A 17,350-nucleotide genomic window follows, 5' to 3' on the forward strand; every position below is an offset into this window, starting at 1 on the left:
AGCAATCTTTTTTAACTTACAGTTACAGATTTTACGGCTGTTAATCTAGCTTCTGCCAAGTCTATTTGTAATCCGACCGCACTTGTATAAATCGTATCCCCTGTACCTGTAATATTTACTTGTGTAGATGTCGTATTTGGCGCAATAGAACCTGTTGCATTTACATTTGTAATATCAAATTCAGCTCTCGCATCTGCCTTTGTAGTAGTTCCAGAAAAATTCCGATCTGCAAAACTTCCAATTGTATTTAAATCCCCATTAATATCATTTACTTGCCCTCTAAAAAAGTTTCCCGACGGATTATTCGGTCCCGTTAATGTTACAGAGTTCAATTGAAAGTTATCCCCTGTAAAGTTCGGATCGCCATTTACTGCCATTACAAAAGCTCTTGCTGTCACTGTCCCTGCAGCTGGTGTAAAAAATCCAGAAAGGGTTTGTGGTGTACCTGATAATAAAAAGCCTGGAAATAAACTCACATTTCTCATTGGATAGGAGGAATCACGATAAACTACAATTAAAGACCATCCAGCACCATAACCGACTGGCTGACGCGTAGGTAATCTTGTTACGCTATGCCTCCCTGCTGCTCGATTTGGTAATCCTTGTAGTAAAGATGTTACGTCTGCTGCTCGATTATAAACATTGGCTATGAAAGGTAAATTCGTCCCTCCTGATGACCATGCTGAATTTATTGTCACTTGTGTACTCGTTCCATCAGGCGTAACTAAATTTGGTGGATTCGCATCAACAACAGCGGTTGTAACAAGCGTATCCAACCCGCCTGACCAAACAAGTAATGCAAAATCCACAACCGCCGTAGCAGGAACAATAGTAGTTGACGGATTTAATTCAGCCCATGAACCATCTAGCGTCCAATCATTCGTCGTACCTCCAAATGTATTTGGATCTGTTGAAGAAGGAACCCCTCCAAAAGTTAAGTCAGTATTCAATGTAATAAGCGCATTGTAAGCAAAGTTTGTATTGGCAGTACCACGCATTCCCATCGTATTGCCCGTATGCATCATAAATAAATTATCATTTTTACCGTAAGCTTGAACGAAGGCCAAGACCTCACTACCTTTCTATGAAAATAAATATTTATTCGCTATTTCATTTAATGCAAGTAAAAAGAAAAAGTTCCATTTATATACGTACGAGCTCATTTAGGCAAAAAAAAGCCTTTGCCTATTCCTATTCATTTATATTTGAATAGGATGCAATGACGAGTTCATTTTTCATATTTTTTACAAATAGAACCAGTTTTAAATTTTGAATTGATGCTATTTGTAAGTGTCTAACTATTGATCGGATTTAAATTCATTTAGAAAGGACGAATCTAATGGCAATAGCAACAATAGGAAGTCGTTTAACCTATACAATCGTTGTCCAAAATACTGGAACACTTCCTGCCCAAAACGTTACATTCACAGATCCTATACCAGCTGGCACCACTTTCGTTCCAAACAGTGTAACTGTTAACGGTACTCCAACAGCCGGCGATCCTTCAACTGGAATTCCTATTAATAATATTCCAGCTGGTGGTTCTGTTACAATTACTTTTCAAGTAGATGTAACAAGTATTCCTACCCCACCTGTCGCCAGTAACGTAGCATCATTTGGATACGAATTTCAACCTGCACCTAACGCACCCACTATCACACGTACAACAACAAGCAATATAGTTGATACAGATATTTTCACAGCTAATGTCGCATTAACAAAAGCAGTAGATAAAACAATTGCTACCATCGGTGATACGATTACGTATACAATTACCGCCACAAATCAAGCCCCCTTAGCTGCTAATAATGTTATCATTACAGACACACCCCCTGCCGGCACATCGTTCGTACCGGGTAGCGTTACAGTTAATGGTACTTCTACTACGGGTAATCCTGCTACTGGTATAAATGTAGGAACGATTGCTGCAAACGGGAATGCTACAATTACGTTTCAAGTTCGAGTTAATACCCTTCCTACACCAAACCCTATTCCAAATAGTGCAACTTCAAGCTTTCAATATAATCCACCAAACCAACCACCAATTAACAGAAACTCTACAAGTAATATAGTTGAAACACAAATTAATGCTACTATCATTAATCCGACTAAAAGTGCAAACCAACAAATTGTGAATATTGGTGACATCATTACGTATACGATTACTGTTCCAAACAGCGGTAATATCCCAGCAACTAATGTTTCTATCACCGATCCTATCCCTACTGGTACTACTTTTATTCCAAACAGTGTTACAGTTAATGGAGCGACACAATCTGGCGTAACACCAACAAATATTCCGCTCGGTACGATTCCTGCTGGTCAAACTACAACTGTCACATTTCAAGTTCAAGTCACTTCTCTCCCAGCTAACGGAACGATTACTAACGAAGCAAATGTAACTTTTACTTTCCAACCTAATCCCAATGAACCAACGACCACTACTACAACGACGACTCCACCTACAAATACTTCTGTACGGACAGCGATTGTAAAACCAACTAAAACAGCAAGCCCACAAGTTGTTGATATTGGCGATACAATTACGTATACGATTACATTACCGAATACAGGAAATATTTCTGCAACTAATGTTATTGTGACTGATCCGATCCCTGCTGGAACTACTTTTGTTGCAAATAGCGTGACAATAAATGGCACCCTGCAACCTGGTGTAAATCCATCTGGCGGCATACAAGTTGGAACCATTGCAGCTGACTCAACATCAACGGTTACTTTCCAAGTTCAAGTAAACTCCCTCCCTGCTAGCGGAGTCATTCGAAATGTCGGAAATGTAACATTTACCTATCAACCTGATCCAACAAAACCGGCAATTACAACAACAAACCCTACTCCGCCTACTACTGTACCCGTTAATACAGCCATTACAAACCCTATAAAAACGGCTGATAAAACCGCTGTTGATATTGGCGATATCATTACCTATACTGTCACATTTAACAACGATGGCACTATCCCTTCTACAAACGTAATTTTTACAGATTCAATTCCTGCTGGTACAACATTCATTCCAAATAGTGTAGTTTTAAATAATGTTCCTGTTCCAAACTCGAATCCTGCATCTGGAATTCAAGTTGGTACAATTAATCCTGGTGAAACAAAAACACTATCATTCCGAGTTCGTGTTACACAGATCCCCGCTGGCGGTGTCATTACAAATGAAGCTTCAACAACTTATACGTATCAACCTGATCCGAACCTACCATCTGTTACAACTACTGAACCAACAACTCCTACAAATGTGAACGTCAATACGGCAACAATAAACCCAACTAAATCTGCAAACAGAGCTTTTGTTGACATTGGTGATGTTATTACGTATACAATTAGTTTACAAAATAACGGCACTGTTCCCTCTACGAATACTGTACTAACAGACCCAATTCCAAACGGGACAACATTTATTCCAAATAGCGTCACGATTGATGGTGTCTCACAACCTAACAGTAATCCTGAAAACGGTATATCAATCGGCACTTTAAATCCAAATCAGGCAAAAACAATTACATTCCAAGTTCAAGTTACAAGTGTGCCACCAAATGGCCTTATAGAAAACCAAGGCAGTGTATCATTTAATCATATTGTTAATCCAAATGAACCTCCTGTTACAAAAACGACTCCAACTCCTAAAACAGAAACACAAGTTGGGACCGTTGTTACTGCGCCTACAAAATCTGCAGACAAACAAGTTGCTGATTTAGGAGATACAATTACCTATACGGTCACATTTACAAATAATGGGACAGTTCCAGCTACAAATGTAGTCGTTACAGACCCTACACCTAACGGTACTATTTTCGTTCCAAATAGTGTTACGATTGATGGTGTTTCGAATCCTGGTTCCGATCCAGCACTTGGAATACAACTTGGTACTATTTCTGTCGGAGAAACAAAGACAATCACGTATCAAGTTGTCGTTACAAACTTACCACCTGATGGGGGAATTAGAAACCAAGCATCCTTCACTTATCAATATCAACCGAATCCAAATGAACCTCCTGTTACGACAACTACTCCAACCCCTTTAGTTAATGTGGCAATTAATAACCCAAATCCGACAACTACAAAATCAGTGAATCAACAAATTGCTGATTTAGGAGATACGATTACTTTTACCGTAACATTCCAAAATAGAGGGACCGTACCTGCAACTAATGTTATTGTGCAAGATACACTTCCACCTGGTGTTTCATTCGTTCCAGGTAGCGTTGTTGTTAGCGGAACATCACAACCTGGAGAAAATCCCGAAATTGGGATACCAGTCGGCACTGTAAATCCTGGTCAAAGTATTACAGTTACGTTCCAAGGTGTAGTAAATAGTATCCCGCCTGGGGGAGTTATTAGAAATCAAGCAAATATAACATTCACATATGAGCCCAATCCAAATGAACCTCCTGTTACAACAACTATTACAACACCTGAAACAGAAACGGCAGTTAATACTGCAACACTAAATCCACAAAAAACAGCTGATCGTTCCTTCGTTGCATTAAATGATATCATTACCTATACGCTCTCATTCCAAAACACCGGTACTGTCCCTGCTACGAATATAACAGTAATAGATTCTATCCCTGCTGGTACTGTGTTTGTTCCAGATAGTGTTACGATTAATGGGATTCCTCAAGCAGGGACCAATCCAGCATCAGGAATTTCACTTGGAACTTTAGCACCATCCGAACGAGCGACCATTACTTTCCAAGTACGAGTAGTAAACATTCCTGCTAGCGGCGAAATACGCAATCAAGGAAGTGCAACATTTAATTATCAACCTGATCCCAATTTACCTCCAGTCACAAAAACAGAAACAACTCCTGAAACAACGACCCCTATCCAAACTGTAGTAATAAGTCCAACGAAAACAGCAAACCTTACGTTTGCAGAAATTGATGATATTGTAACTTATACTGTTACATTTACAAACCAAGGAACTATACCTGCTACAGGTGTAACAATTACAGATTCTTTACCACCTGGTACAACTTTTGTTACGAATAGCGTTACAGTAAATACCATCCCTCAACCTGGTGTCAGCCCGGTTACAGGCATTTCCGTCGGTACAGTTAACCCTGGCGAAACTGTCACTGTTACGTTCCAAGTACAAATAAATGCTATTCCACCTAACGGAAAAATAGAAAATACAGCAAGCGTGACCTATATTTCGCAACCAACTCCTGGTGAACCACCTATTACAACAACAGAAACAACCCCGACTGTAACATTACCAGTTCGTACTGCTAATCCAGACCCGCAAAAAACAGTAGATCGCGAGTTTGCAAGTATTGGAGATACACTCACTTATACAATTACTCTCCAAAACAATGGTAATATACCTGCAACCGATGTTATTATTACTGATTCTATCCCTACTGGAACTACATTTATTCCTGGTAGTGTTACGATTAATGGTATTTCACAACCTAATTTAACACCAACAACAGGAATCCCAGTTGGAACATTAAACCCTAGACAAATAGTGACTGTTACTTTAGAAGTACAAGTAACTGCTCTACCACCAAATGGTATTATCTCAAATGAAGCTAATGTCACTTACACATCTCAACCAGACCCTACTCTTCCACCTATTACAACAACCACACCTACTCCAATCGCAGAAACAATTGTACAAAATGCAGAGTTAGAATCAACAAAAACCGTAGATTTACCAATCGCTAACATTGGAGATGCACTCACTTATACGATCACCCTTGAAAACAATGGAAATATTCCTATGACAAATGTATCTGTCATTGATCAACCACCAGTAGGCACACAATTCATTGTAGATTCTGTTACAGTAAATGGTGGTTCACAACCAGGTGTCGATCCAAGTATTGGGATACCTATCGGTACAATACAACCAAATCAAATCGTAACCATCACGTTCCAAGTAACGATTACAAATATACCTCCTAACGGGGTTGTTACAAATGTTGGTTCAGTCAACTTTACATCTCAGCCTAATCCAAATGAACCTCCTATTACAGAAACAGAAGAAACACCACCAGTTAATACTGAAATCATTAATAGTATTATTAATCCATCGAAAACAGCTGATCGAAACAACGTTGATATAGGTGATATTATTACGTACACCGTTACCTTCCAAAACTTACAAACTGTACAACTGACAGATATCGTTTTTACAGACCCCATCCCAACAGGAACTACTTTCATTCCAAATAGCGTTACAATTAACGGCACTCCAACTAGTAATATAGATCCAGCCCTTGGCATACCTCTTGGCACATTAAACCCTAGCGAATCGGTCGTTGTAACTTTCCAAGTTCGTGTTGTTTCCATACCACCTAACGGAATTATTGTAAATGAAGCTACTATCACCTACACATTCCAACCTAACCCTGGAGAACCACCAGTAACGGTAACTACTCCAACGCCGCCTACTACTACAAATGTCAACACTGCAACAACGAACCCTACAAAATCTGCTGATAAAGTATTTGCTTTATTAGGTGACACAATCACTTATACAATCTCCTTGCAAAATACAGGTACTGTCCCTGCAACAAATATACTTGTAACCGATCCTATTCCAGCCGGTACCACTTTCATACCGAATAGCGTTACGATAAATGGTGTTACACAACCAGGCATCATTCCTAGTTCCGGAATTCTTATCGGTACACTAGAACCTAACACTTCAGTCGTTGTAACTTTCCAAGTTCAAGTAACATCAATACCACCAACAGGCTTTATTGAAAATGAAGGGACCGTTTCATTCCAATATGAGCCAGATCCTACTAGACCACCTGTATCTATTACTACACCTACTCCTACTACAAAGACACAAGTAAGTGAAGTTACTACTAACCCGAACAAACAAGCAAACCCTCAAGTTATTAATCTCGGTGATACTGTCACTTATACAATTACGTTCCAAAATGTCGGGAATATTAATGCGACAGATGTGATTATTACAGACCCTACTCCAGCTGGTACTACTTTCATTCCAAATAGTGTTACGATAAATGGCAGCACGCAACCTGGGGCAAATCCAAATAGTGGTGTAACTGTTGGGACTGTAACTCCTGGGCAAATTGTTACATTAACTTATCAGGTTACTGTAACTGCACTCCCGCCAGACGGTATTATTAAAAACACTGCAACTGTCACTTACACATTCCAGCCAAACCCTAGCGAACCTCCTATTACCATTACAGATCCTACTCCAACTGTTGAAGTATCCGTTATTACGCCTACACCTAACCCAAATAAACTAGCAGACAAACAAATTGTAGATATAAATGAAATCATAACGTATACCGTAACCTTCCAAAATCGCGGATCAGTCCCTGCAACTTCCGTTATCATTACTGATCCATTAGCAAATGGGCTAACATTTGTTCCAGGTACCGTTATAATAAATGGTACTCTGGATCTTGGAGCAAATCCTGTAGCGGGTATACCTGTAGGTACAGTCAATCCGAACGATACAATTACGGTTCAATTCCAAGCGAGAGTAACCAGCGTACCACCTGGTGGTATCATTCGAAATCAAGCAACTGTTACTTTCACATATGAACCAGTTCCTGGTGAACCTCCTATTACCATTACAGACCCTACGCCAATTAACACAACGAATGTAAATACAGCTATATTAAATCCACAAAAAACAGCTACGCCAGAAACAGTTACACTAGGTGATATCATTACGTATACGATTTCACTCCAAAATACAGGTACCATTCCTGCTAATAATATTGTTGTAACTGATACAATTCCTGTCGGTACTTCGTTCATTGAAGATAGTGTTACTATTAACAATGTACCGCAACCAACCGCAAATCCATCCACAGGCATCCCGATTTCAACACTTGCTCCTTCTGAATCCGCAACGATTTCTTTCCGTGTCCTAGTTACTTCAATTCCACCAAGCGGAGAAATTCAAAACCAAGGTAACGTTTCCTTCCAATACCAACCTGATCCTACTAAGCCACCTGTATCCGTTACTACGCCTACACCTACTACAATTACCCCTGTAAACGTTGGAACTATCAATCCGATAAAAACCGCTGATAAATCCATCGTTTCAGTAGGTGATACGATTACATTTACTATCACATTCCAAAATGAAGGTACGATTCCTGTCACTGACATTTCTGTTACTGACTCACTTCCTGTCGGCACATCATTCATTCCAAATAGTGTCACAATTAATAATATTCCTGTTCCAAACGCAAATCCATCCACAGGCATTCCAGTCGGAACTCTTAATCCAACAGAATCAGTAACTATTTCATTCCAAGTACAGGTTATTACACTTCCAGCTAATAGAATGATTACAAATATCGCGTCCATTACGTATACTTCTCAACCTGATCCGACTAGACCACCTATCACAACAACGACAACAACACCACCAATTACGATAGAAGTAAACCCTAATGAGCCAAACACATTCATTAAGACCGCGAATGTAAATCGTGTAGAACTCGGTGACTTCATCACATATACACTTACCTTTACTAACAATGGCGCTACCCCTGCAAATAATGTACTCATTACCGATCCACTTCCTCCCGAAGTTACTTTCTATCCAAATTCAATAACAGTAAACAGCGTTTCACGTCCTGGAAGTAATCCGACTATTGGTATTCTTATTGAAACTGTTAATCCAGGTGAATCCGTTGTTGTCCGTTTTATCGTTCAAGTAACAGCAGAGCCACGAAACGGTCTCATTCGAAATACCGCCCGCATTCGCTATACACTTAGACCTGATCCTACTAAACCACCGATTCCTGTTGATGAGACTTCGGAACCAAATATTATTCCGTTTATCGGTCCATTCGTCTCGCCAAATTTAAATTGTTTCTTTAATGGGGAACGTTTTATACGCCGCGGCTGGGACAGAAGATGTTAACAATATAAATAAAAAGACAGCGTCAAAAAACGCTGTCTTTTTATTTATACATATACAGTTTTTAAGTTAGTTTCATATCTTTTTCATTATAAAAACCATCTTCTTTTTCCATTTCCTTCTGTAATTTCGTAAAGGAACGGTACATAGCAATTCTCCATGACACAATCATCGCGAACGCCAGTAAGAAGAACATGCCACTAAGTTGTCCTAAATCAAGAGATTGACTTAAGTATGTTTTAAATACAATCCGCACGACAAGTAATCCAATTAATATAAAAACAAATGCTTTTGAACGCTTCAAATAAATCTCTTGTCCTCTAATTTCAAATTTAGATGTTTTAATAAGAAAAATAGAGAAAAACAAACCGACGCCAATTGCTTCTAACATTTCTGCTGGAGTTAATCGAAATTCAGGAAAAACAAACATCAACGCTCCCGTGCTCATAAAAAATGGTGGAAGTATAATTTTTTTCAATGTTGCCGGTTTCTTAGCTGCTTTTAAACGAATAAACATCGCACCAACAGCCATACAAACAGCAACGATACTGGATAAAACAACTATGTTCATATTTTCTCATCCTTTTTTGTGGCTATATGCAAAATATACTTTCATTATATGCTTTTCCGTTAGTATTTCCAACATTTTCACAGAATAATACTAAAAACCGGTAAAACCACCAAATAAACTTGAGAAATATACGATAATTTTCGTCATCCAGTTAAAATATAGGAAGATACCCATGACAATCATAACGTATCCTCCAATTTTCATGAATTTCATACTATTTCTTTTAATCCAAGACATTTTCGTAATAAAGAATGATAGTACGAAAAATGGGATAGCAAATCCAAGTATGTATGCTATCATATAAATCATTGCTGATTCTGGATTTGTTGCAGCTAATCCAATGACAGACACTAAAATAGGTCCAGTACAAGGCGTCCACCCTGCAGCAAAAGCCAATCCAATTAGAACGGATCCAAAATAGCCACTCGGACGATTTTTAAACGTAAATTTACGGTCTTGCATTAAAAACTTTGGCTTAAACACACCGACAATAATAAGACCGAACACGATGATAAATATACCACCTAACTGTCTAATTAAATCTTTATAATTTGTAAAGATGCCTCCAATAAAACTTGTACCAAACCCAATTGCAATAAATATAATTGAAAATCCAAGTAAGAAAAACGCTGTATGTATCATACTTCTTTTACGAAGCATTGCATTTTCTTCTTTCAACTCAGAAACCGACATACCTGTTATGTACGATAAAAATGCCGGATAAAGCGGTAAGCAACATGGGGAAATAAATGATAAAAATCCTGCGCCAAACGCTAAAAAAATACTAATATCTTGCATGATTCCACTCCTCTCCTTACATATTGTAGCAAAAACACATAAAAATACTATGAACAATTCGTGAACTCACTTTAACAACGTGATAATAAGAAAAACTACCCTTGCAAACAGTTTCTGATAAAACGTTTTCATTTCCTTCTATTATATAGAATAATCTCAATTGGACTACGAAACTTCTCTAATTGTTATTAACATAACAAAGGTAACATAGTTTCTCAAATAATTAGCACACTATAATGGACTACCGTTCTATCTCCCTAAAAAATATTTTTTCAAATGCTGTCTTTATACAATATGAAACTGATTTTACAATACTTTTATTATTACTAATTTCAAGATTATGCATAAATATCATACTTTTATTATTATTCTATAAAATGTCACACTTTTCTTTTATTTGACCCTTTATTTTTAATTTTGTATACTTCCCTCTAGTTATATATGTCCGTTAGGAACAATTTCATATAGATGGGAGGAATTTTTATGCTTCGTTATTCTCTTTTAGTTTTATTAGGAGCGTGTAGTTATGGGATTTTAGCTATTTTCGTTAAACTTGCCTATGCAGAAGGATTTTCACTTGGAGAGGTAATTGGCAGCCAATATTTGTTCGGTTGGATTATTTTGCTTGCTATTACTCTTCTATTTTCTAGACATCGTGTTCCATTAAAACAAGCGTTAATTTTATTCGTTGCAGGTACATCTGCAAGTTTTACTGGGATTTTTTATTATGCTTCATTAAAAACTGTACCAGCATCTATTGCAATTATACTTTTATTCCAATTCGTTTGGGTCGGAATTATTATTGAAGCAGTCGCAACAAAAACATTACCTTCAAGAGAAAAGGTTATTTCCGTTATTTTCTTACTTGCAGGTACATTTTTATCAAGTGGTTTACTAGAAAAATCAGCAGGTGATTTCGATATGACTGGAATCATACTAGGTTTATTATCTGCTGTTACATTCGGAACATACATTTTCGTGAGCGGAAAAGTTGCTGTTGAAGTACCTTCATTACCGCGCGGTGTTCTCTTAATGACTGGCGCTTTAACTTTAGTAATGATCGTATTCCCGCCAACATTTATTTTTAGCGGTGCAATTTCTGAAGGACTTTGGAAATATGGTTTAGGATTAGGAACATTTAGTATCGTTATTCCTTCTATCGCCTTTACAATCGGTATTCCAAAGATCGGTTCTGGCTTAGCGACTATTCTTGGTGCAGCAGAACTACCAGTTACAACAATTATGTCTGTATTCGTTTTAAAAGAAGCTGTGCTATCTTCACAATGGATCGGTGTATCACTTATTTTAATCGGTATTGCAATCCCGCAAATTGCCTATGCAATGCGTGGACGTTATCGTAAACATCATACACACAAAAAATTGGCAGCATAAAGTGAAACTTTAATCAGTGGGGGGTTCTTCATCCCCCACTGATTATTAGCCTTCACCAATCGGACTTTAATGGGCAGTTGATCCCCCACCTAAATTCTTTGCTTTCGCTGAATTTTGAGGTGGGGGTCTTACTGCCCATTAAAGCGGGATAAAACGAGAGAGGATTTTCATTTGAGAATCCTCTCTTTTCTTATTGTATAATTAATGTAAATACATTAATTAAGAAAGAAGGCATTATACGTGGCAGCAAATCTAGAGCAATTAACTGAGATGCTAATTTCTATTCGTCGAAATTTACATGAGCATCCAGAATTATCATACGAAGAATTTGAAACGACGAAGACTATAAAAAATTGGTTAGAAGAGAAAAACATTACGATTATAAATTCTAGTTTAGAAACAGGCGTTATTGCTGAAATTTCAGGGAATAATAGCGGACCAATTATAGCAATCCGTGCTGATATTGATGCCCTTCCTATTCAAGAAGAAACACATTTACCGTACGCTTCAAAAATTCCCGGTAAAATGCATGCTTGTGGGCATGATTTTCATACAGCTGCTATTATAGGTGCCGCTTATTTATTAAAAGAAAAAGAATCTTCTCTTAGCGGAACTGTACGCTTTATATTCCAACCAGCTGAAGAAAGTAGCAATGGTGCTCGCAAAGTAATTGAAGCCGGGCATTTACATGGCGTGCAAGCTATTTTCGGTATGCATAATAAACCTGATTTACCAGTAGGTACAATCGGTATTAAAGATGGTCCACTGATGGCCGGGGTCGATCGATTTGAAATTAAAATTCACGGAGTTGGTACACATGCAGCTGTACCTGATGCTGGGGTAGACCCTATTGTCGCGTCCTCTCAAATCGTGATGGCACTCCAAACAATTGTAAGCCGAAATATAAGCTCTTCACATAATGCCGTCGTCAGTGTCACAAACATCCATTCAGGAAATACGTGGAACGTAATTCCTGAAAAAGCAACGCTGGAAGGAACTGTACGTACATTCCAAACTGAAACACGTGAAAAGATTCCTGCACTAATGAAACGTATTATTCAAGGGGTTTCTGATGCATTAGGTGTAAAAACAGAATTTCGTTTTTATGCAGGTCCTCCTGCTGTTCATAACGATACATCTTTAACAAACTTATCCTCTCAAGTTGCTGAAAAAATGAATTTAAATATCATCTCTCCTACCCCGTCAATGGCCGGAGAAGATTTTTCTTTTTATCAACAAGAAATACCTGGTTCATTCGTTTTTATGGGAACGAGTGGTACACATGAATGGCATCATCCAGCTTTTACAGTAGATGAGCAAGCATTACCTATAAGTGCAGAATACTTCGCTTTGTTAGCTGAAAAAGCACTTAAACAATTTGCATAAAAAAAGGAGCCGTTAAGAAATACTTAACGGCTCCTTTTTTTAAGTTAAATCGCGTTTTAAAAATACTGTATAGGAAATGCTTAAAAATACAAATAAATATAGTAATAACATACATGAAGCAAATGGGAATGTTACTCCATCAATAAAACTTCCATTCTTTGAAATACTGTATAAATCTGTGTTTGCTGGCAATAAATATTTCGCCCAATCATATCTAGTCGATGCTAATAATGCAATATTTCCTGATAAAGCAAGAAATAGTGAAATACCAATCGCGCCTCCACTAGATCTTGTTAATACAGAAATCATAAATGCAAACGCTGCGTACACAATCGTCGGCAACCACGATAAAATATAATACTTACTAGCTTCCACAAAAATATTTTGTTTTATAATATTTCCATCTTGGAAAATAAGCTCGCTCCATGCAGGCTGTTGGAATTTATAAATAACAAGTCCACATAAAGTGGAGAAGATCATATTAAATATAAACAATAACGCTGCAAATATCACAATTGCTAAAAATTTAGCTGTCAAAATTTTAAATCGACTCGCTGGTCGTATCGTTAAAAATTTATATGTTCCCCAGCTATATTCATTCGCAAAAATTGTACTTGCATACACGAGGATAAATGGGAGCAATATTGGAAATACGATAAAACCTGTATCTCTCATGAAAGAAAGCGGAGAACTGCTTGCCGGTGCTGTATCTGTATCTAAATGCTTCATCTTAAGCTGATATTCCTTTACAAGCTCGTCCCCAGATCGTTCTGCTAATATAGCTTCTTTTTTCATACCTAGTTTTTTCTCTATTTCTACAGTTCGTTCTGTATAATCGGCTTTCCATCCTTTTGTTTCCGGTTCTAAATACTTTACCGTAACCCACCCTAATCCAATTATTAATACTGCAATAACTGCAAAGGGAATAATCGTTCGCTTTCGCTTAAATATTTTATACAGTTCGTTATACACTAAATTAAACAATATCTTTTCCCCCTGTTAATTCTAAAAATTGCTCTTCTAACGTTTTTCTTTCTTCATATACACGATACACTTGAATATTTTTCTCAAGCAATGTACGAATAACATTTGGGATTTCTTCATCTTTTACAGTAATAAGTAGATCATTACCTTTTATTAAAACATCTTGGTCTAACATTTCTGCTGCTTTATTCGCATCATCTACACGTATACGGATTGTCTCCATCTCTTCTCTTTGATTATGCTGAATATTTTGCGTCGCCACATATTCTCCATGCTGAATAATGATAACTCTATCACACATTAATTCAACTTCTGAAAGTAAGTGACTAGATACAAGTACCGCTTTTCCTTGTTCATGTGCAATTTTCTTTATGTACATTCTCATTTCATGTATTCCACTAGGATCTAATCCATTCGTTGGTTCATCTAATATTAATACATCTGGATCGTGAATAAGCGCTTGAGCAATTCCTAAACGTTGTCTCATGCCGAGTGAATATGCTTTTACTTTTCGGTCAATTACTTGTCCCATTCCTAACAATTTCACTACTTCATCGATACGTTCTTCGGTCACATTACCATTCATTCGTCCGAAATATGTTAAATTTTCATAGCCGCTCAAAAAAGGATAAAATTCAGGTGTCTCAATTACCGCTCCAATTTTCGCAGCGGTTTTTTCAAATTGCTGTTTCACAGATTGACCATCAATCCATACTTCACCTTCTGTCATACGGATCATACCAACCATCATTCTCATTAAAGTCGTTTTCCCAGCACCATTTGGTCCGAGCAAGCCAACTACTTCACCCTTTTTAACTTCGAAACTAATATTTTCTACAAGTGTCTTTGAACCGATTCGCTTCGTTAACCGCTCAACTTTTACAATTGATTGTTCATTTGTCATTCTATACAACCTTTCCTTCCCATTCTTTGTCAGGTCTTTACACTGTAACATGATTATTTTTCTGTGTAAAATAGAAAAAGGCATGATTTCTCATGCCTTTTTCTTGAAATGAAACGAATTTTCATCTTGTAAACTTTGAATAAATCGAAAACATTGCACCATCGATAATAGGACGATAACAACCATAATTATACTAACAACTACTATTGCATATATTGTAATTGGTGCACTATTTATCCCTTGTATTCCTACTATTTTCATAAAGATAATCGTAAATAATTTCAAAAATAACATCCCATTCACTAATCCAAAAACAAACGCTGCGCCATAAATGAATAATTGCTCCTGACATAATACACATAGTACATTCCTATTCTCTGCTACATAAGATTTAATTTCCTCTTTCCTCACTTGCAGAAGAGAAAACGTTATTTTATATGTAGTAAAAATACATATAACAATGAATATAAGAAACAGCGTGTAAAAACACATTTGAAATAAAAGTGTAGTCCCTAATTCCCCAATAGCCCCTTTATTAAATTGGAGCGATATCATAAAAAACAAAACCATAGTACTCATAGCAATCCACATAAATTGCTTCATCCTTTTGGCAGCAAATGTTCTTATATTTTTTCTCACTAACTGACATAAAGACATATGTTCTTCCCCTACCTTACTTCATACCATACTCATTCTATACTACTAGTGTATAAAAATATGACATTTTAAACATCGCACTACAATCTGAATTTTTTCTAAGTCTTTAGTCCTAGAAAATAAAATGGTAAATAAATCATATTCAGAATATAATTGTAAAAAGGAGGGGGTTGCATGCGCATAAAATTACTATCAATCTTATTTTTATTATTTCTCACAAGTTGTAGCTCACTTAAAAACAATGAGATCACCATTGTTGAGCCATACAAATTAACAGAAGAGCAATCTTCTATTTTACAAATGACTCCTTTTCAAGAAGGAGACAGCATGTTTTATAACGTTACCCTAAAAAATGAAAAAGATGAAATACATGCTACAATTGATTATTATCAAAATGGTAAAAAAACAAACGTAATTGCGAATATAGCTACCTCCCATTTTCAAAAAAAGAAAGTAAAGCTTTCTTTTTTACCACCTCAATCCCAACTCGATAAAGATGTACAAGTGCAAAAACATTAGTATGTTAATATTGAAGGTAGTTCCATGCTCGCTCCTGAAGAAGCACCTCCAATCATAAATAGCTCTGCCTCTACTACTATTCAATCTGCTATAAACTTAACATACAATCAAAAGACGACTTTAGCGGCTATAATAAAAACGAATAAAGAAACCGTAAGAATTCCAATGCTTGAGGAAAAAACTGCTATTGACCAACTATTACAAGAAAACGAACATGTTTATCTCTTTAGTATAGAACTAAAAAAAGAACACTAAAGCGGAAATGCAATTATATTGCATTTCCGCTTTAGTGTTTAACGAGGTGTACTTTTTAACAAATTAATTAATCTCATCCTCAACTTCTATTCTTTTCTTCTCTCTTGCAATTTTCAAAAACTCTAAAAGTTCCGGATTAGTATTCATTTTTTTGTACGCTACTGACATTTCTGCAACAAAATTAGAATCACATAACTCTTTATATACGACTTCGGTTTTATACAATTTATTCGCCGATACAGGTATTACCGTAATTCCGATTCCTGCCGCTACAAGTCCCATAACTGTTTGATATTCCGTTGCTTCTTGTACAATGTGTGGACTAAATCCTACGTCGCGGCAAAGTGATAAAATTGTATCGTATAACGCTGGCCATACCGGTCTCGTAATAAATACGAACGGTTCGTCTCTTAAATCTTCAATATGTATTTCATCCTTTTCAGCAAGTGGATGTGCCTTCGGTAAACATAACGTACAAGAAAGCTTTTGAATTGGTTCTAACTCTAGTAATTGCGTTGGAATTGGCGGACGCAAAAAGCCAATATCAATACGGTTATCGTGAAGTGCATGCACCTGATCCGGTGTTGACAGTTCATGTAATGCAACAGACACTCTCGGAAATTTCTTTCTATACTCCCTTACGATAGATGGTAAAATATCATATATCGCCGCACCTACAAAACCAATTGAAAGTGATCCCACTTCTCCCCTTTGGGCACTTTGTGCAACTTCTACTGCTTTATCAATTTGTTCGAACGCTTTTTTTACTTCTTTTAAAAACATTTCTCCAGCTTCTGTTAATTCAACTTTTCTCTTCGTTCTTGAAAATAACATAACTCCCATTTCTTTTTCTAATTGCTGAATTTGTTGACTAAGCGGTGGTTGTGTCATTTGTAAACGAGCAGCTGCTCGTCCAAAGTGTAACTCCTCTGCCACTACAACAAAATATTGCAAATGCCGTAATTCCATTTTGGACACCCTTTTC

Annotated in this window: 11 protein-coding genes and 1 pseudogene; 4 read left to right on the plus strand and 8 right to left on the minus strand. The window is 37.0% G+C overall.

Annotation, left to right across the window (positions count from 1 at the left end):
• Positions 1-11 precede the first annotated feature (11 nt).
• Complete coding sequence (locus tag ACLBWW_RS22500; protein ID WP_048544147.1) at positions 12-1,067, minus strand: hypothetical protein; 1,056 nt, start codon at positions 1,065-1,067, stop codon at positions 12-14.
• A 272-nt stretch (positions 1,068-1,339) separates the two neighbouring features.
• Here ACLBWW_RS22500 and ACLBWW_RS22505 point away from each other — a divergent pair, with 272 nt between their 5' ends.
• Positions 1,340-8,902 (plus strand): DUF7507 domain-containing protein, encoded by a 7,563-nt coding sequence (locus ACLBWW_RS22505; protein WP_447614250.1) that lies wholly within the window; start codon positions 1,340-1,342, stop codon positions 8,900-8,902.
• A gap of 61 nt (positions 8,903-8,963) precedes the next feature.
• Here the strand turns inward: ACLBWW_RS22505 and ACLBWW_RS22510 are convergent, their stop codons facing one another.
• From ACLBWW_RS22510 to ACLBWW_RS22520, 3 genes are all read right to left on the minus strand, one after another.
• The gene (locus tag ACLBWW_RS22510; RefSeq protein WP_001028637.1) at positions 8,964-9,470 is read right to left on the minus strand and encodes a CcdC family protein; all 507 of its coding nucleotides are present in this window, start codon (positions 9,468-9,470) and stop codon (positions 8,964-8,966) included.
• A gap of 90 nt (positions 9,471-9,560) precedes the next feature.
• The gene (gene ccdA, locus ACLBWW_RS22515; protein WP_001152684.1) at positions 9,561-10,268 is read right to left on the minus strand and encodes a cytochrome c-type biogenesis protein CcdA; all 708 of its coding nucleotides are present in this window, start codon (positions 10,266-10,268) and stop codon (positions 9,561-9,563) included.
• Between the two features lie 16 nt (positions 10,269-10,284).
• Positions 10,285-10,428 carry a peptidase T gene (locus tag ACLBWW_RS22520; protein WP_088110370.1) on the minus strand — a complete coding sequence of 48 codons (144 nt, stop codon included), beginning with the start codon at positions 10,426-10,428 and terminating at the stop codon, positions 10,285-10,287.
• Positions 10,429-10,751: 323 nt separating this feature from the next.
• Here ACLBWW_RS22520 and ACLBWW_RS22525 point away from each other — a divergent pair, with 323 nt between their 5' ends.
• On the plus strand, positions 10,752-11,660 hold the full coding sequence (locus ACLBWW_RS22525; protein WP_048544149.1) for an EamA family transporter: 909 nt from the start codon (positions 10,752-10,754) through the stop codon (positions 11,658-11,660).
• Positions 11,661-11,900: 240 nt separating this feature from the next.
• On the plus strand, positions 11,901-13,046 hold the full coding sequence (locus ACLBWW_RS22530) for a M20 peptidase aminoacylase family protein (RefSeq protein WP_048544151.1): 1,146 nt from the start codon (positions 11,901-11,903) through the stop codon (positions 13,044-13,046).
• Positions 13,047-13,085: 39 nt separating this feature from the next.
• Here ACLBWW_RS22530 and ACLBWW_RS22535 read toward each other — a convergent pair whose 3' ends face one another.
• The 3 genes from ACLBWW_RS22535 to ACLBWW_RS22545 form a co-directional block, all read right to left on the minus strand.
• Positions 13,086-14,030: an ABC transporter permease gene (locus tag ACLBWW_RS22535; RefSeq protein ID WP_048544152.1), complete on the minus strand. Its 945-nt coding sequence runs from the start codon at positions 14,028-14,030 to the stop codon at positions 13,086-13,088.
• Positions 14,023-14,934 carry an ABC transporter ATP-binding protein gene (locus ACLBWW_RS22540; RefSeq protein ID WP_048544154.1) on the minus strand — a complete coding sequence of 304 codons (912 nt, stop codon included), beginning with the start codon at positions 14,932-14,934 and terminating at the stop codon, positions 14,023-14,025. The genes ACLBWW_RS22535 and ACLBWW_RS22540 overlap by 8 nt, the downstream gene beginning before the upstream one ends.
• Before the next feature lie 90 nt (positions 14,935-15,024).
• A complete protein-coding gene (locus ACLBWW_RS22545; protein WP_048544156.1) occupies positions 15,025-15,591 on the minus strand; it encodes a hypothetical protein in 567 nt (188 codons plus the stop codon).
• A 174-nt stretch (positions 15,592-15,765) separates the two neighbouring features.
• Here ACLBWW_RS22545 and ACLBWW_RS22550 point away from each other — a divergent pair.
• Positions 15,766-16,365: pseudogene (locus ACLBWW_RS22550) on the plus strand (histidine kinase).
• 63 nt (positions 16,366-16,428) lie between these two features.
• On the opposite strand, the gene alsR reads toward ACLBWW_RS22550, so the two are convergent.
• The gene (gene alsR / locus ACLBWW_RS22555; RefSeq protein ID WP_000423221.1) at positions 16,429-17,334 is read right to left on the minus strand and encodes an acetoin biosynthesis transcriptional regulator AlsR; all 906 of its coding nucleotides are present in this window, start codon (positions 17,332-17,334) and stop codon (positions 16,429-16,431) included.
• Positions 17,335-17,350 lie beyond the last annotated feature (16 nt).

The organism is Bacillus sp. M5A3_1b (assembly GCF_053345335.1).